At 72.8% G+C, this 15580-nt stretch carries 16 protein-coding genes; 5 read left to right on the top strand and 11 right to left on the bottom strand.

The features are described from left to right. Positions 1-23 precede the first annotated feature (23 nt). A complete protein-coding gene (locus tag ACFVU2_RS18420) occupies positions 24-458 on the bottom strand; it encodes an SRPBCC family protein (protein WP_387877384.1) in 435 nt (144 codons plus the stop codon). A gap of 4 nt (positions 459-462) precedes the next feature. Then, on the bottom strand, positions 463-1926 hold the full coding sequence (locus tag ACFVU2_RS18415; protein ID WP_387877382.1) for a phytoene desaturase family protein: 1464 nt from the start codon (positions 1924-1926) through the stop codon (positions 463-465). A 263-nt stretch (positions 1927-2189) separates the two neighbouring features. On the opposite strand from ACFVU2_RS18415, the gene ACFVU2_RS18410 reads away from it, so the two are divergent. Further along, on the top strand, positions 2190-4343 hold the full coding sequence (locus tag ACFVU2_RS18410; protein WP_387877379.1) for a DEAD/DEAH box helicase: 2154 nt from the start codon (positions 2190-2192) through the stop codon (positions 4341-4343). Between the two features lie 85 nt (positions 4344-4428). Here the strand turns inward: ACFVU2_RS18410 and ACFVU2_RS18405 are convergent, their stop codons facing one another. The 4 genes from ACFVU2_RS18405 to ACFVU2_RS18390 form a co-directional block, all read right to left on the bottom strand. Beyond that, on the bottom strand, positions 4429-5268 hold the full coding sequence (locus tag ACFVU2_RS18405; protein WP_387877587.1) for an aminoglycoside phosphotransferase family protein: 840 nt from the start codon (positions 5266-5268) through the stop codon (positions 4429-4431). A 134-nt stretch (positions 5269-5402) separates the two neighbouring features. Next, positions 5403-6398: a type I glyceraldehyde-3-phosphate dehydrogenase gene (gene gap, locus ACFVU2_RS18400; protein ID WP_387877378.1), complete on the bottom strand. Its 996-nt coding sequence runs from the start codon at positions 6396-6398 to the stop codon at positions 5403-5405. Positions 6399-6543: 145 nt separating this feature from the next. After that, positions 6544-7491: a GlxA family transcriptional regulator gene (locus ACFVU2_RS18395; protein ID WP_387877376.1), complete on the bottom strand. Its 948-nt coding sequence runs from the start codon at positions 7489-7491 to the stop codon at positions 6544-6546. Next, complete coding sequence (locus ACFVU2_RS18390; protein ID WP_387877374.1) at positions 7488-8432, bottom strand: DMT family transporter; 945 nt, start codon at positions 8430-8432, stop codon at positions 7488-7490. Before ACFVU2_RS18390 ends, ACFVU2_RS18395 begins: the two co-directional genes overlap by 4 nt. 31 nt (positions 8433-8463) lie before the next feature. Here ACFVU2_RS18390 and ACFVU2_RS18385 point away from each other — a divergent pair, with 31 nt between their 5' ends. After that, positions 8464-9015 carry a helix-turn-helix domain-containing protein gene (locus tag ACFVU2_RS18385; protein WP_387877371.1) on the top strand — a complete coding sequence of 184 codons (552 nt, stop codon included), beginning with the start codon at positions 8464-8466 and terminating at the stop codon, positions 9013-9015. A gap of 122 nt (positions 9016-9137) precedes the next feature. Continuing rightward, entirely contained in the window at positions 9138-10532 is a 1395-nt protein-coding gene (locus ACFVU2_RS18380) for a pyridoxal phosphate-dependent decarboxylase family protein (RefSeq protein WP_387877369.1), read from the top strand. A gap of 84 nt (positions 10533-10616) precedes the next feature. Here ACFVU2_RS18380 and ACFVU2_RS18375 read toward each other — a convergent pair whose 3' ends face one another. From ACFVU2_RS18375 to ACFVU2_RS18365, 3 genes are read right to left on the bottom strand one after another with little or no spacing between them, the layout of a single operon-like run. Further along, positions 10617-10871 carry a DUF6458 family protein gene (locus tag ACFVU2_RS18375; RefSeq protein WP_387877366.1) on the bottom strand — a complete coding sequence of 85 codons (255 nt, stop codon included), beginning with the start codon at positions 10869-10871 and terminating at the stop codon, positions 10617-10619. Between the two features lie 13 nt (positions 10872-10884). After that, complete coding sequence (locus ACFVU2_RS18370) at positions 10885-11049, bottom strand: hypothetical protein (protein ID WP_169730356.1); 165 nt, start codon at positions 11047-11049, stop codon at positions 10885-10887. A 49-nt stretch (positions 11050-11098) separates the two neighbouring features. Continuing rightward, positions 11099-11653, bottom strand: a complete 555-nt coding sequence (locus ACFVU2_RS18365) for a MarR family winged helix-turn-helix transcriptional regulator (RefSeq protein ID WP_387877363.1) — start codon at positions 11651-11653, stop codon at positions 11099-11101. A 96-nt stretch (positions 11654-11749) separates the two neighbouring features. Here ACFVU2_RS18365 and ACFVU2_RS18360 point away from each other — a divergent pair, with 96 nt between their 5' ends. Both ACFVU2_RS18360 and ACFVU2_RS18355 read left to right on the top strand, forming a co-directional pair. Next, the gene (locus tag ACFVU2_RS18360; protein WP_387877360.1) at positions 11750-13018 is read left to right on the top strand and encodes a serine/threonine-protein kinase; all 1269 of its coding nucleotides are present in this window, start codon (positions 11750-11752) and stop codon (positions 13016-13018) included. 244 nt (positions 13019-13262) lie between these two features. Next, the gene (locus ACFVU2_RS18355) at positions 13263-14240 is read left to right on the top strand and encodes a diacylglycerol/lipid kinase family protein (RefSeq protein WP_387877357.1); all 978 of its coding nucleotides are present in this window, start codon (positions 13263-13265) and stop codon (positions 14238-14240) included. Here ACFVU2_RS18355 and ACFVU2_RS18350 read toward each other — a convergent pair. After that, positions 14203-14652: a MarR family winged helix-turn-helix transcriptional regulator gene (locus ACFVU2_RS18350; RefSeq protein ID WP_387877354.1), complete on the bottom strand. Its 450-nt coding sequence runs from the start codon at positions 14650-14652 to the stop codon at positions 14203-14205. The two genes, ACFVU2_RS18355 and ACFVU2_RS18350, sit on opposite strands and share 38 nt — an antisense overlap. A 4-nt stretch (positions 14653-14656) precedes the next feature. Then, positions 14657-15379 carry an alpha/beta hydrolase gene (locus tag ACFVU2_RS18345; RefSeq protein WP_387877352.1) on the bottom strand — a complete coding sequence of 241 codons (723 nt, stop codon included), beginning with the start codon at positions 15377-15379 and terminating at the stop codon, positions 14657-14659. Positions 15380-15580: the final 201 nt, after the last annotated feature.

Below are 15580 nucleotides of genomic sequence, written 5' to 3'. Positions count from 1 at the left end.
CTGGTGCCGCCGACGGCGTGGGCTCACATCCGGCCGCGCGCGGCCCACTCGAGCCGGCGCAGCGACTCCCGGTTGCGGATGAGCAGCACGATGTCGGCCAGCGGCCGGGGGATCAGCCGGGCCGGGCCGGCGACGGCGTACTCCTCCATGCGCACGAGGCACCCGTCGCCGTGCGGTCGCACGTCGATCGCCACCCGCTCTTCGCCGAAGGGACGCGTCTTCGCCAGCAGGACCATCCGCCGCGGCGGGTCCCACACGTCCACGCGCGTCTCGTCGTTCAGGACGAACGGCCAGACCCCGATGGAGTGGTGCAGCTTGGAGCCGGTGACGGGATAGGCGGGATCGGCCGCCCGCATCCGCGAGGCGCCCACCACCCAGCTCGGGTACACCCACGGGTCGGCAAGCACCCCGAACACCTGCGCAGGGGTGCAGCGGAGGAGGCGCACGGTCACCGACACGCGCTCACGCTCCCGGGGCGAGCGACGGCATGCGGGTCACGCCGAATTCGTGTCGCAGGGCGCTCCGCGCGGCGTAGTAGCCGCCGAGCCCGTGCACGCCCGGGCCGGGTGCGGCGGAGGCGGACGCGAGGAACAGCCCGCGGCCGGGCATCCGCCACGGATCGGCGGAGAGCACGGGCCGCGCGATCAGCTGGCGGAAGTCGGGCATCCCTGTCGAGATGTCGCCGCCGCGGTAGTTGGGGTTGTACTGCTCCATCTGCACGGCGGTCCGGGAGGTGCTGGCGAGGATCAGGTCGCGGAAGCCGGGTGCGAATCGCTCGATCTGCCGGATCACGGCCTCGGTGCGGTCGTCGGCGGAACCCCGCGGGACGTGCGTGTACGCCCAGAGGACGTGCTTGCCCGCGGGTGCGCGGGAGGCGTCGAACAGGGAGGGCTGCGAGGCCAGCACGTACGGATCGTCGCCCACCCGGCCGTGGGCCACCTCGCGCTCGGAGCGGGCGACGGCCGCTCGCGTCCCGCCCAGGTGGACGGTGGCGGTCTCGTTGAGCTCCGGGTTCGTCCACGGCACCGGGCCCGAGAGCGCGAAGTCGACCTTGCACACCCCGTTGCCGTCGCGGAAGCGGGAGACCCGGCGCAGGTAGCCCGCCGCCAGGCGATCCTCGCCGAGGCGGGCCGCGTCGCGCACATGCGTGTCGAACACGACGATGCGCGACGCAGGGAGGTCGCCCAGGCTGGTCACCTCGGCGCCCGTGACGACCTCGCCGCCGTGGGCCTCCAGGTCGGCGACCAGGGCGTCCGCGATGCTCTGGGAACCGCCGACGGGCACCGGCCAGCCCCGGGCGTGCCCGTAGGCCGCGAGGGTCAGCCCGGCTGCCGCGCCGGCGACGCTCGGGAGGGAGAGCGTCGTGTGCGCGAACGCGCCGGTCAGCAGGGCGCCCGGCTCCTCGGTGCGGAAGGGCAGATCCCACCACGGGCCGCCCTGGAGCAGCGCGGTCGCACCCAGTCGCGCGGCGACGAGGGGGTGGCGGGGGAGGCCGACGACGTTCGAGCCGGTGAACTGTGCGACCTCGTCCGCGTGCCGGGCGAGCGGCCCGATCAGCGCGCGCCAGGCGGGACCGTCCACGCCGAGCGCGTCCGCGGTGCGCTCGATGTCGCGGTAGGCGACCGCGGCGCGACCGCCGTCCAGCGGCTGCGCGTACGAGGCAGTCGGCGTGACGAACCCGACGCGCTCCGAGAGCCCGAACCGGCGGAAGAAGCCGGAGGCGAACGCCAGCGGGTGCACGGCCGAGCAGAGGTCGTGCCGGAAGCCGGGGAGGGTGACCTCCTCCGTCCGCATCCCTCCGCCAACCGTGGCGTTGCGCTCGTACACCCGTACCGAGAGGCCGGCGCGGGCCAGCGTGACGGCGGCGGCCAGCCCGTTGGGACCGGAGCCGATCACGACGGCGTCGAGCGAGGAGGCGGAAGGCATGACTCCTGTATACCCCGGCCGTGCAGAACCGATCGCGGGATCGGCAGCCGCTTCACAGCCTCCATCCTGTATCGTTGACCAGTCGGCTCTTGACACCGCGCATGTCGCGCGGATGGGTTTGTAAGTCAAGCGGGCCGGTTCTGCACCCGATCAGCGGTGTGGACAATCACGATGTGAACGGCCCCGGACGATGTTCGACGGGGATTCCCCGGTGCGTTTCTGCGCGCCGCCGCGCACCTGAGATAACCCAGGAAGAATCACGCATGCCCCCGTACAAGAAGAACGACCGACCCAAGCAGGTCGGCAGCAAGAGCCCCAAGCACCGCGGCTACCGCGCCGAGGAGCAGACCGCAGGCAAGAAGGCCCGCTGGTCGGCCGACGACCGCGCCAAGCGCGGTGCGAGCGCCGAGCGCGGCCGTGCCGTCTACGGCAGCCGCGACGGCGGCACCCGCGACACCGGCGCCGGCGACCGCAACCGCGGCGAGCGACCCAACTGGGAGCCCCGCGGCAAGGACGCCCGTCGCACCGAGCGCGAGTGGGACAACCGCGGCCGCGCCGGCCGCGACGAGCGCCCGCGCCGCGACACGGACGACCGCCCGCGCCGCTCCTTCGACGACCGTGCCGACCGTCCGCGCCGGGACGACGACCGACCCCGTCGTTCGTTCGACGACCGTAGCGACCGCGCCCCCCGTGGCGACCGCGCCCCGCGTCGTGAGTACGACGACCGTCCGCGCCGCTCGGACGACCGCGACGACCGCATGCGCCGCTCGTTCGACGACCGCGGCGACCGTGGCGACCGCGCCCCACGTCGTGACAGCGACGACCGCCCGCGCCGCTCGTTCGACGATCGTGCCGACCGTCCGCGCCGCTCGTTCGACGACCGTGGCGACCGCGCCCCGCGTCGTGACAGCGACGACCGTCCGCGCCGCTCGTTCGACGACCGTGGCGACCGTGCCCCGCGCCGCGACAGCGACGACCGTCCGCGCCGCGACTTCTCCGACCGTCCGCGTCGCTCGTTCGACGACCGGGGCGACCGTGCGCCGCGCCGCGACTTCGACGACCGCCCCCGCCGGTCCTTCGACGACCGCGGCGACCGCCCCCGTCGCGACTCCTCCTTCTACCCGTCGCGCGACGACAAGCCGGCCTTCAAGGCGCAGGACGACGTCGTGCTCGAACGTCTCGAGGCGGAGGCTATCCAGGCCGAGGACGTCGACGGCGTGACGTTCGCCGATCTCGGGTTCGGCGGCAACGTCGTGCGCGCACTCGCCGAGCTCGGTGCCGAGAAGCCGTTCCCGATCCAGGCGGCGACCGCCCCCGACGTGCTCTCCGGCAAGGACGTGCTCGGCCGCGGCCGCACCGGCTCCGGCAAGACCATCGCGTTCGGCGCCCCCATGGTCGAGCGCCTCATGCAGCTCTGGGCCGAGTCCGGCAAGGCCGGCGGCAAGCGTCAGATCGGCCGCGCCCCCCGCGCGCTCATCCTCGCCCCGACCCGCGAGCTGGCTCTGCAGATCGACCGCACCGTGCAGCCCATCGCGCGCAGCGTCGGCCTCTTCACCACGCAGATCTACGGCGGCGTGCCCCAGGCCCGCCAGGTCGGCGCGCTGCAGCGCGGCGTCGACATCGTGATCGGCACCCCGGGCCGCATCGAGGACCTCCTCGAGCAGGGCCGCCTCGACCTCAGCGAGGTCGTCATCACCGTGCTCGACGAGGCCGACCACATGTGCGACCTCGGATTCCTCGAGCCGGTGCAGCGCATCCTGCGCGAGACGTCGGACGGCGGCCAGAAGCTGCTCTTCTCGGCGACCCTCGACAAGGGCGTCGCGCAGCTGGTCGACGAGTTCCTCGTCGAGCCGGCCGTGCACGAGGTCGCCGGCGAGGACCAGGCGTCCTCGACGATCGACCACCGCGTGCTCGTCATCGAGCACCGCGACAAGCCCGCCATCATCGAGCAGCTCGCCGACCGCGAGGGCAAGACGCTGATCTTCGCCCGCACCCGCGCCTTCGCCGAGATGCTCGCCGACCAGCTGGACGACGCCGGCATCCCCGCCGTCAGCCTGCACGGCGACCTCAACCAGTCCCGACGCACCCGCAACCTCGCGCAGCTCACCAGCGGCCGCGTGAATGTGCTGGTCGCGACCGATGTCGCCGCCCGCGGCATCCACGTCGACGACATCGACCTGGTCATCCAGGCCGACGCGCCGGACGAGTACAAGACCTACCTGCACCGCTCGGGCCGCACCGGCCGCGCCGGCAAGCAGGGCACGGTCGTGACGCTCATCCCGCGTCAGCGTCAGCGCCGCATGAACGAGCTGCTCGACCGTGCCGAGATCGAGGCGGACTTCGTCCCCGCGATCCCGGGCGACCAGCTGATCACCGACCTCGCTCAGGCCGGTGCGCTCGTCGAGGCCGACGCGTAAGCGATCGTTCGAACGTCGAAGCCCCCGTCCGCTGATTCTGCGGGCGGGGGCTTCTGCGTGAGCGGCGAGCGCGCGAGTGGGCGCGTCAGCCGGTGAGCTGTGCCAGCGCGTGCCGTCCGAGCGCCGCCATGCGCGCGTTGTCGTCGGAGTGCGCGGCGAGCGCGGAGCCCATCGTCACGGCCCAGCCGCGCGCCCGGCGCCAGGTCGCGTCGTCGGCCGACGGACCGAGCGCGGCGCGGAACGCCTCCCGGGCCGGCGGCTCGAAGGTGAGCCACGCCGTCGCCAGATCGGTCGCGGGGTCGCCGGCGGTCACATCACCGAAGTCGATCACGGCGGCGAGGCCGTCCACGCCTCCGCCCGGCCGCGAGTGCAGCAGCAGGTTGCCGGGATGGAGGTCGCCGTGCAGCCAGAGCGCCGGTCCGTCCCAGACCAGGGCGTCCATGGCGTCCTCCCACGCCGCGACCAGCCCGCCGGTGTCCATGCGCGCCGACAGCAGCGCGAGGCGTTCGCGCACGGCCCTGTCACGCGTCGCGAGGGGGACGCCGCGCACCGGGTTGACCGGGGCGTCGGCGGGCGCGGGGATGTGCAGTGCGCGCACGAAGGCGGCGAGCGGGGCGGCGATCGCAGCACGCGCGGAACCGTCGACCGCGGCTCCGTCGATGCCGTCCAGCCAGCGGACGATGCTCCACGGCCAGGGGAAGGTCGTGCTCGGCACGCCGACGCGGACGGGCGCGGGCACCGGCACGTCCACGCGCTCGGCGATCGCGCCGAGCGCCTGCTGCTCGTGCTCGATCAGGTGCGCCGCGACCTCCCGGCGCGGCACCCGGACCGCGAGCCCGTCGCCGAGGCGGAAGATGCGGTTGTCCCAGCCGTCGGACACGAGGCGCAGTGGCGCCGCGAGGTCGGGATGCTGCTCGGCGATCATCCGCGCCACGAGATCCGCGTCCGCGGTGATGTCTGCTGCGGGAGTCGAACCGTGGATCACCCGCCCGACGCTAACAGAACCGCCCGCGAGAGGTGAGTGGGTGCGTCTCGCGGGCGGTCCGGTGGTCTCGCGGACTAGCCCGCCAGCAGGGTGAGGGTGTCCACGACGCGGTTGGAGAAGCCCCACTCGTTGTCGTACCAGGCGACGACCTTGACGTGCTTGCCGTCCACGCGGGTGAGGGCGGAGTCGAAGATCGACGACGCGGGCTGCCCCGTGATGTCGCTCGACACCAGCGGGTCCTCGGAGTACTCGAGCACGCCGGCGAGAGCGCCGTCGGCGGCGGCGCGGTAGGCGGCGAGGACCTCGTCGCGGGTGACCTCCCGCGCGACCGTCGTGTTGAGCTCGACGATCGATCCGACCGGGACGGGCACGCGGATGGAGTCGCCCGAGAGCTTGCCGTCGAGGCCCGGGAGCACGAGGCCGATCGCCTTGGCGGCGCCGGTCGTGGTTGGGACGATGTTCACGCCGGCGGCGCGGGCACGGCGTGGGTCGCGGTGCGGGCCGTCCTGCAGGTTCTGCTCCTGCGTGTAGGCATGCACGGTGGTCATGAAGCCGTGCTCGATGCCGGCCAGATCGTCGAGCACCTTCGCCAGCGGCGCGAGGGCGTTCGTGGTGCAGGAGGCGTTGGACACGATGGTGTGCGACTCCGGGTCGTACTCGGCGGTGTTCACGCCGTAGGCGAGGGTGACGTCGGCGCCGTCGGAGGGGGCGCTCACGAGCACGCGCTTCGCGCCGGCGCGCAGGTGCGCCCGGGCCGCGTCGGCGGAGGTGAATCGGCCGGTGGCCTCCAGCACGATCTCGACGCCGAGCTCCGCCCAGGGCAGGTTCTCGGGGTCGCGCTCGGCGAGCACCTCGATGCGCTGTCCGTCGACGATCAGCGTGCTGCCGTCGACCTCCACCGGGCGGCCGAGACGGCCGAGGGAGCTGTCGAAGCGGAGCAGCTGGGCGAGGGCGTCGGGCGCGGTCAGGTCGTTGACGGCGACGACCTCGAGGTCGGTGTCGCGCTCCAGGAGGGCGCGGAGGGTGTTGCGGCCGATCCGGCCGAAGCCGTTGATGGCGATGCGGGTCATGGGTGGTTCCTTTCGTTCCCGGTCCGCCTTCCATCGTCGTTCGCGCCGTCCGGCCTCGAAAGTGGCTCCCAGGACAGCGTGCGCAAGCATCACGCCAGGGTGGTCGCCAGGGCGCACGAGGATCCCGCCAGGGCGGGAACGCGGGTCAGGCGGAGAACGTGTGCCGGTACTCCGTCGGGGAGGTGCCCAGGATGCGGTGGAAGTGCAGGCGCAGGTTCGACCCCGTCCCGAGCCCGACCCGGTGGGCGATCTGCTCGACGCCGAGGTCCGTGCGCTCCAGCAGCTCGCGGGCGAGGTCGACGCGGGCGCGCAGCACCCACTGCATCGGCGTGTAGCCGGTGTCTTCGACGAATCGGCGCGAGAAGGTGCGTTCCGAGACGTTCGCGTTGCGCGCGAGCTCGGCGAGGGTGAGCGGGCCGGCCAGGCGCCCGAGCGCCCATTCGCGCGTCTCCGCGAAGAGGTCGCCGAGCGGCTCCGGGACGCTGCGCGGCACGTACTGCGCCTGCCCGCCGCTGCGGTAGGGGGCGGCGACGAGGCGCCGCGCGACGTGGTTCGACAGTCCGACGCCGTGGTCGCGTCGCACCAGGTGCAGGCAGAGATCGATGCCGGAGGCCGCCCCCGCCGAGGTCAGCACGTCGCCCTCGTCGACGAAGAGCACGTTCTCGTCCACCCGGATCAGGGGATGCCGTTCCGCGAGCGCGCGCGTGTAGTGCCAGTGGGTGGTCGCCCGGCGGCGGTCGAGCAGGCCGGTGGCGGCGAGGGCGAAGGCGCCGGTCGAGATGGCCGCCAGGCGGGCGCCGCGGTCGTGAGCGACTCGCAGGGCGTCGACCACGGCCGCCGGGGGCTCCGTGCTCGCGGGCTCGCGGTATCCCGGCACGAACACGGTGTCCGCTCGCTCGAGAGCGTCGAGCCCCTCCGCCACGTGGTACGACAGGCCGTCGCCGCCGGTGACGAGCCCGGGCTCGGCGCCGCAGACGCGCACCTCGTACGGCATGCTCGGGCGGTGCGCGAACACCTGCGAGGGGATGCCGACGTCGAGGGGTTTCGCGCCCTCGAGCACGAGGACGGCGACGCGGTGGTCGCGGGCGGTCATCCGGGCTCCTTCCGCGGGCCGGAGGAGACGCCCGCGGCCCGGAGTCTAGCCGAGGGACGCAGTTCGCTGACGATCACGCCGGCGACGATGAGCGCCGCTCCCGCGATCGCGACGGGCGGCAGCCGGTCGCCGGCGATGCGCCCGATGACGCCCGCCCAGACCGGCTCGCCCGCGTAGATGATGGTCGCACGGGTGGGGGAGACCGAGCGTTGGGCCCAGTTCATCGTGAGCTGGATGATGCAGCTCGCGACGCCGAGTCCGACGCCGGGCAGCAGCCACGCCCAGGAGAACGCAGGAGCCGCTTCCCCGGCGATGGGCATCGCGAGGAACCCCACGCCGCCGGCCACCAGCAGCTGCACGATCGTCACCCGGCCCACGTCCACGGACTTCGCGAACAGCCCGATGAGCAGGATCTCCGCCGCGATCGGCAGGGTGCTGATCAGCGTGGCGATCTCACCGGGGCCGAGCCCGATGCGCAGGGCGTCCGGCCCGGCGAGCAGCAGGAGCCCGACGAAGGCGAGCGCGACGCCGACGAGGGTGAGCGGCCGCGGCGCCCGGCGGAACACGGCCCACTGGATCAGCGGCACGAGGGGAACGTAGAGGGCGGTGATGAAGGCGGACGTGCTGCTGCTGATCGTCTGGAGTCCCATCGTCTGCAGGCCGTAGCCGAGGGCGATGGCGACGCCGATCGCCGCACCGGCCCCGACGTCGCGCCAGCGCATCCCGCGCAGTGAGCGGTGGAAGACCACGAGGCCCAGCAGGCCGGCGACCGCGAAGCGCAGTCCGACGAAGAACCATGGGCCGCTGTGCTCCATCGCGAGGTGCACGATGAGGAAGGTCGAGCCCCAGAGCGCGGTGATCGCCAGGAGTGCGCCCTCCTGCCGGCTGACGCGGAAGCGCCGCCGCGCAGGCTCGCGGGTCCGATCGGGTGTGTGCAGCATCCTGCACATTCTATGGTGCAGAATGGTGCACATGCCAGAGCACGGCTCGGACGTCCTCGCCCACGTCGCGGGGAACCTCCGCCGCCTGCGCCAGGAGCGTGGTCTCAGCCAGGCCGCGCTGGCGGAACGGTCGGGGATCAGCAGGCGCACGATCATCAACCTGGAGGCGGGGGAGGCCAACATCGGCCTCTCGGGGCTGGATCGGGTGGCCGAGGCCCTCGACACGGACTTCGTCACCCTCGTGGCCGAGCCCTCCGCCCCGCCGACGGCGGTGAACGCCGTCGCCTGGCGCGGCGCGTCCGCGGAGAGCGTCGGTGCTCTGGTCGGGGCCGTGCCGGCCCGCGCGGACGCCCAGCTCTGGACCTGGGTGCTCGCCGCCGGGGATCGCTACGATGCCGATCCCGACCCGGCCGGCTGGCACGAGATCGTCTTCGTCACCGCGGGCCGCGTGCGCATCGAGCGCGAGGACGGTGCGTCCGAGCTCGCGGTCGGCGACCACGCGATCTATTCGAGCGCGCAGCGGTACTCCTACGTGGCCGTGGGGGCCGAGACGGCGCGGTTCGTCCGACTCGTCGTCTCGTGACGATCTGGCGGGGCGAACGGCACGTCGACGCTCGCCAAAGTGCACGATAGGTGCGATTTCAGCACAAAGAGCGCACGAATTCTGCGCCCATCGCCGAACTCCTGCTCATTCCGTGTGAAAGCATGGACCGCGGAGGTCCCATGAACACCCAGTCCACGCCGTCCGCCGACCGGATGCACGCCGTCACGCCCGAGACGCGCGAGCTCGTCGACCTCGTGCTCGACTACTCGCGCCGCCGCATCCTGAGCACCGACACCCCGCTCGACAAGCCGCTGCCCGAGCACGAGCTGCGCCGCCTCGCCGGTCAGACCGTCTCGGAGGGCGGGATGGGCGCCGAGCGCGCGCTCGCCGTGTTCGAGCACGTGCTCGCCCCGGCCTGCATCACCACCGACCACCCGCAGTACCTCTCGTTCATCCCGACGGCCCCGACGAAGGCCGCCACCGCGTTCGACCTCGTCGTCTCGGCCAGCGCCGTGTACGGCGGATCGTGGCTGGAGGGGTCGGGCGCCGTGTACGCCGAGAACCAGGTGCTCGCCTGGCTGGCCTCCGAGTTCGGCCTGCCCGCCTCCGCCGGCGGCGTCTTCGTGCAGGGCGGGACGCTCGGCAACCTCTCCGCGCTGGTTGCGGCGCGCGACCACGCCCGGGCGGAAGGCCGCGCCCCCTCGGGCCGCTGGGTGATCGTCTGCAGCGCCGAAGCACACTCCTCGGTCGCGTCCGCGGCGCGGGTGATGGACGTGGAAGTCGTCCCGGTCGCGCCGGGCGAGTCCGGCGTCCTCACCGGCGAGGCCGTGCGCCCGGCGCTCGAAGAGTACGGCGACGCCGTCTTCGCGGTCGTCGCGACCGGCGGCTCCACCAACTTCGGCATCGTCGACGACATCGCCTCGATCGCGGCGCTGAAGAAGGAGTTCCCGTTCTGGCTGCACATCGACGGCGCCTACGGGCTGGCCGGGATGCTCTCGCCGCTCGCGCGGCCGAGGTTCGCCGGGGTCGAGCACGCCGACTCGGTGATCGTGGACCCGCACAAGTGGCTGTTCGCGCCCTTCGATGCCTGCGCCCTGATCTACCGGGATCCCGAGGCGGGGCGGCGTGCGCACACGCAGCACGCCGAGTACCTGGACACCCTGACCGACGCGGCCGAGTGGAGCCCCTCCGACTACGCAGTGCACCTCACCCGGCGTGCGCGCGGCCTGCCGTTCTGGTTCTCGCTCGCGAGCCACGGCGCGGCGGCGTACCGGGACGCCGTCACCGCCTCCCTGCGTCTGGCCGAGCGCATCGCGGACGAGATCGAGAGCCGGGACGGGTTCCGCCTCGTGCGCAAACCGCAGCTCTCCGTGGTCGTCTTCGAGCGCGACGGCTGGAGCCGCGAGGACTACGCACGCTGGTCGGCCCGCCTGCTGGAGGAGCAGCGCGCCTTCGTGACGCCCAGCTCGCATGCCGGGCGCCCGAACACGCGCTTCGCCATCCTGAACCCGCTGACCACCTTCGAAGACCTGGTGGCGATCCTCGACACGATGTGATCGCGAAACCCCCCGCGCGCGAAGGAGCCCCGCACCTCGATGGTGCGGGGCTCCTGTCGTGCGGGGTGCGTCAGAGCACGTGTGTCAGAGCACGTCGTCCGACTCGCCCGTACGGCGGGTCACACGCTCGCCGGTCGCGGGGTCCACGGCCGTGCGCGTGGTGGCCACGCTCCGGCGCCGGCGCGACATCAGCACGATCCCGAGGATGATGCCGACGGCGCCGGCGATCATCAGGATGTAGCCCACGAGGTGCAGGTCGATCCAGTCCACCTGGACGTTCAGGGCGAACGCCAGGATCGCGCCGATGACGACGAGGACGATGCCTGTGCCGAGGCTCATGCTGCGCCTCCGGTCAGACCCGGCGGCTGCCGGTCAGCATGCGCACGAGCCAGACGATCACCGCCAGCACGAGCAGGATGATTCCGACCCACAGCAGGAAGTTCAGCGACTGGACGAAGCCTCCGGTGAGCAGCAGGACGATCGCGATGATCGCGATGATGATGAGCAGGATGTTCATGGAGAGTGTCCTTTCCTTGACCCGACCACTGAACAACTGTTTCGGTTGCCTAGTAATCCCCTTGACTGCGACGTCTTTCGGGTCTAGCCCGCGCGCGATCGGCGGAGATGCGATCGACGGTCTCCCGCATCCGCGTCAGGAAGCGCGTGACCGTCTCCGCTTCGTCGGGACTGAGCTCGGCGGAGGCGGCCGCCAGCTGGGCGTTGGCCTCGGCCAGCAGCGGACCGGTCTCGCCGAGAGAGGCCCGCGTCGGCAGGAGGGTGATCGAGCGGCCGTCCGTCACGCTGCGGCGTCGCTCGACGAAGCCGCCGCCCTCCAGCCGGTCGATCAGAGCGGTGGTGGATGCGCTGGAGATCCCGAGGTACCGGCTCAGATCCTTCGCGGCGGTCGGGCGCCCCGCGGCAGTGTTGTCGAGGATGAGCCGCAGCGCCAGGAGGTCGTTGTCGCCCATGCCCATCGCGGCACCCGTACGGCGCCGCATGGCGGCCTCCGCCGCCCGGTACACCTGGAGCGCCTCGAGCACGCCCGTGTCGGGCCGGGGCGCTTCATCCCCGACGTCCGCCACGTGCTGCTCCCGATCCACGCTGTCCAGACAGGCCCTCATCCGCCGCCGGTTCAAGGGCCGGTGACACGATTCTGAGCGTATTCACGGCGGGGAATGGGATCGTACTGTGCCGTCACCGGCGCGTATGCTCGCACGGTGGATCCGCTACTCGACCGGTACGAGCTGCGCGACCGGCTCGGTCGCGGCGGCATGGCGACCGTCCATCGCGCCTACGACCGGCAGCTCGGCCGGTTCGTCGCGATCAAGCTCTTCCCTCCGGGAACGGCCGCCGACGACACGCGGCGACGCGGGGAGGCGAGGGCGCTCGCACGGATGGCGCACCCCCACCTCGTCACGCTGTTCGACGCCCACCTCGCGGGCGACGGGGAGACGACCCCGAGCTTCCTCGTGATGGAGCTCGTCGACGGTCCCGACCTCCGGTCGCGGCTCGACGACGGACCGCTCCCGCCTGACCAGGTCGCGGCCATGACCGCCGACCTGGCCGAGGCGCTCTCGGTCGTGCACGCTGCCGGGATGGTGCACCGCGACCTCAAGCCGGCCAACATCCTCCTGGCACCCGCGAGCGTGCCGGGACGCGCGCCGATCGCGAAGCTGGCCGATTTCGGCATCGCGCATCTGCTGGGGGCCGATCGGGTGACGACCGCCGGGACCGTCATCGGCACCGCCGGGTATCTGAGCCCCGAGCAGTTGCACGGAGCCGATCCCGGAGCCGCTGCCGACGTGTACTCCCTCGGACTCGTGGTGCTGGAGGCGCTGACCGGCGTACGGGAGTATCCCGGGACCCCGGTCGAAGCGGTCGCCGCCCGCGCGGCGCACGACCCCCGTGTACCCGCCGACCTCCCGGACGGCTGGCGCGGGATGCTGCTGGCGATGACGAGCACGGACCCGGCTCTGCGGCCGACCGCTGCGGAGGTGGCCACGATGGCCGAGGTGATGGCGCCGGAACTGACGGAATGGGTCCCCGTGGGTGCGGATGCCGACGCGCCGACGGTCGCGATGCCCGCCGAGACGATCGCGATGCCCGCCGAGCAGCGCGCGACCGAGCCGACACGTCTGCTCGCCCCTCCCGCACGCAGGCGCCGCCGCCTCGTCGCCGCTCTGATCGGGGCCGGCGCGGTCGTCGTGGTGGCGGCCGCCCTCACCCTGGGGGCGATCCTGGGGTCGGGGGACGGGACGGCCGACACCGGTCCGACCCCGCGGCCCACGCCCAGCGTTCAGACGCCGCCGCAGACCGTCGCTCCTGCCGTGGTCCCGACGCCGGCCGCGCCGGAACAGGGCACGACCGGCACGGACGACGGCGGCAACGGCGGCAAGGGCAACGGGAACGGCAAGGGGAACGGGAACGGCAACAACGGCAACGGGAACGGCAACGGGAACGGCAACAAGGGCAAAGGGAAGGGCTGACTCCGCTGCCCGTCCCCGGCTCCGCGTTTCCGGCGTGTGACGTTTCGGGCCCCCATGTTACGAGTTGCCGCCTTTCGGCGCCGGGCCGCTCCCGCTCCGGTAAGAAGAGAACGTGATGGTTCTGACTCTTCTCGCCTGGGCGATCGTGGCCGTGTGCCTCGTCGTGCTGGTCGAGGTCGTGCTGCGGGATGTCGCCGACCGCTAGACCGCACCCGGTACGGTCGAGGGGACGAGAGGACCCGAATTGAGCATCGCCGCGATCGTCGTCAACCCCGTGAAGGTCGACGAACCCGCCCTCCGCGCCGCCCTGGCCGCCGCCGAGGAGCGCTGGGGCTGGGAGCCGACCCTGTGGCTCGAGACGACACCGGACGACCCGGGCACCGGGCAGACGCGCCAGGCGGTGGAGCGCGCCGTCGACGTGGTGATCGCGGCCGGGGGCGACGGGACGGTGCGCACGGTCGCCGAGGCGCTCCGCGGCACCGGCACCCCGCTGGCGCTGCTCCCCTCCGGCACCGGCAACCTCCTGGCCCGCAACCTCGGACTCACACTCGACGATGTCGGGCACTCGCTCGACAGCGCGTTCGGGGGCGACGACCGCCCGATCGACGTCGGAGTCGCCGAGCTGCGCGACTCCGACGGAACGACGACGGAGCACGCCTACCTCGTGATGGCCGGGTTCGGGATCGACGCGCAGATGATCGCGGCGACCGACGACGACCTGAAGGCGAAGGCCGGCTGGCTTGCCTACGTGAAGGCGATCGGGACGGTGCTGCGCGACAAGAACGAGCTGCGGCTGCGGTACCGCCTCGACGGCGGCACGGTGCACTCCGTGCGCGCGCACACGGTGATCGTGGGCAACTGCGGTTCGCTCCCCGCCAACATCCTGCTGCTCCCGGACGCCGCGGTCGACGACGGGCAGTTCGACATCGTGGTGCTGCGGCCGGAGGGGTTCTTCGGCTGGGTGCAGATCGTCGCCAAGGTCTTCTGGGAGAACGGCGTGCTCCGCCGGACCAGTGTCGGACGGCGGATGATGGGCTCCGGCCGGGAGATCCGCGCGATGAACTACCTGAAGGGGCGCGAGCTCGTCGTCCGGCTGAGCCGGCCAGAGTCGGTCGACCTCGACGGCGACCTGTTCGGCGAGGTGATCGCGATGCGCACCCGCGTCGACCCGTTGAGCCTGGTCGTCAAGGTGCCGGGTGACCCGGGCGCGGCGACGCGCTGACGATCTGGACGAGGGCCGAGCGCAGCGCTGCGGGGTCGTCGACCGTAGGGAACACCTCGTCTTCGAGCCCCCGCACCGCTTCGAAGGCGGTGCGCCCGGCGGGGGTGATCGCGAGCACGTGACGGCGGCGGTCCGAGGCGTCCGGCTCGCGGGTGAGGAGCCCCTCCCGCTCCAGCCGGTCGACGGTGCGCGACATCGTCTGCGCCTCCACCTGCGCGATGCGGGCGAGATCGGCCTGGGAGACGACGCCGAGCTCCAGCATGTGCAGGACGATCAGGCCGGCGTGCGTCAGCCCGCGGGCGTCGAGGGCCTCGGCCCACGCGCGCTCGACGGCGCGGGAGGCGGCGCCGAGCAGGCGGCCCAGCGGCCAGTTCTCGGGTCGCTGCTGATCCTCCTCGGCGCGTGCATCCATCGGCTCAGAGTACCGATGCGAGTGCCGCCGTGATGGCGTCGCGCGCCTCGTCGTCGCTGATGGTCGAGGTGCCGTCGCCGGGCTGCAGGCCGTAGTCGCCGAACTGCGCGTGCGTCATCCCCGGCACCTCCACGAAGGTGGCGTCGGACGGGAGCAGGTGCGCGGCGCCGGCGATCTTCGCCGGGGTGCTGAGCCCGTCGCGCTCGCCGCCGATGGAGAGCACCGCGAGATCCGTCGTCGAGAGGTCGTTCGCGCAGTAGCTGCCGAACAGGATGAGCCGGCTGACGGACTTGTCGTCGGCGAGCTGACAGGCCCGCACGCCGCCGAGGGAATGGCCGCCGACGGCCCAGTCGGTCACCGCGGGGGCCAGGCTGGTGAAGGTGCTCAGCGGGCGTGTGTCGAAGAAGGCGAGGTTGAGCGTCGGCTTGGTGATGACGACCGTGAGACCCGTCTCGGCGACAGCACCCGAGAGCTTGTAGAGGTAGGCGTACGGGTCGACGCGCGCGCCCGGGATGAACACCAGGCCCTCGCCGGAGGCCTCGCCCGTCGGCGCCATGACGACCGCGTCACCCGCATCGTGGATCTGCACGGCGGGATCGGTCCACGCAGCGATCGCGGCGGGTCGTTCGCCCATCATCGGCGTGTTCGCCCAACCGAGGAATCCGACCACCACGAGCACGAGCACGGCCGCGACCCAGCCGACGACGATCCTGATCCGCTTACCCATAGCCTCACCCTACGCCGAATACTCAGCCGGCTGACTATCCTGAGCCCGCACGCACGTGAGAGGTGAGTCGTGGGGGGGGGGGGGGGGGGCGCCCCCCCCCCCCCCCCCCGGGGGGGTGGGGGGGGGCCCCCCCCGCGCGGGCGACCCGGGGGGCGGGGGGCGCGGCCCCGCCGGGCGGGGGGGGGGGGGGGGCGGACGGGG

This window comes from Leifsonia sp. NPDC058194, assembly GCF_042883605.1.
In the GTDB taxonomy this organism is placed as follows: Bacteria; Actinomycetota; Actinomycetes; order Actinomycetales; family Microbacteriaceae; genus Leifsonia.
Note: the sequence above shows the minus strand (reverse complement) of the source record. Positions and strands in the feature narration are given on the sequence as shown.

What these genes read in the sequence shown, in the direction of transcription:
- ACFVU2_RS18415 (WP_387877382.1), bottom strand. Translation starts at nt 1,926, where the DNA reads ATGCCTTCCGCCTCCTCGCTCGACGCCGTCGTGATCGGCTCCGGTCCC.
- ACFVU2_RS18410 (WP_387877379.1), top strand. Translation starts at nt 2,190, where the DNA reads ATGCCCCCGTACAAGAAGAACGACCGACCCAAGCAGGTCGGCAGCAAG.
- ACFVU2_RS18405 (WP_387877587.1), bottom strand. Translation starts at nt 5,268, where the DNA reads ATGATCGCCGAGCAGCATCCCGACCTCGCGGCGCCACTGCGCCTCGTG.
- gap (WP_387877378.1), bottom strand. Translation starts at nt 6,398, where the DNA reads ATGACCCGCATCGCCATCAACGGCTTCGGCCGGATCGGCCGCAACACC.
- ACFVU2_RS18395 (WP_387877376.1), bottom strand. Translation starts at nt 7,491, where the DNA reads ATGACCGCCCGCGACCACCGCGTCGCCGTCCTCGTGCTCGAGGGCGCG.
- ACFVU2_RS18390 (WP_387877374.1), bottom strand. Translation starts at nt 8,432, where the DNA reads ATGCTGCACACACCCGATCGGACCCGCGAGCCTGCGCGGCGGCGCTTC.
- ACFVU2_RS18385 (WP_387877371.1), top strand. Translation starts at nt 8,464, where the DNA reads ATGCCAGAGCACGGCTCGGACGTCCTCGCCCACGTCGCGGGGAACCTC.
- ACFVU2_RS18380 (WP_387877369.1), top strand. Translation starts at nt 9,138, where the DNA reads ATGGACCGCGGAGGTCCCATGAACACCCAGTCCACGCCGTCCGCCGAC.
- ACFVU2_RS18375 (WP_387877366.1), bottom strand. Translation starts at nt 10,871, where the DNA reads ATGAGCCTCGGCACAGGCATCGTCCTCGTCGTCATCGGCGCGATCCTG.
- ACFVU2_RS18370 (WP_169730356.1), bottom strand. Translation starts at nt 11,049, where the DNA reads ATGAACATCCTGCTCATCATCATCGCGATCATCGCGATCGTCCTGCTG.
- ACFVU2_RS18365 (WP_387877363.1), bottom strand. Translation starts at nt 11,653, where the DNA reads ATGAGGGCCTGTCTGGACAGCGTGGATCGGGAGCAGCACGTGGCGGAC.
- ACFVU2_RS18350 (WP_387877354.1), bottom strand. Translation starts at nt 14,652, where the DNA reads ATGGATGCACGCGCCGAGGAGGATCAGCAGCGACCCGAGAACTGGCCG.
- ACFVU2_RS18345 (WP_387877352.1), bottom strand. Translation starts at nt 15,379, where the DNA reads ATGGGTAAGCGGATCAGGATCGTCGTCGGCTGGGTCGCGGCCGTGCTC.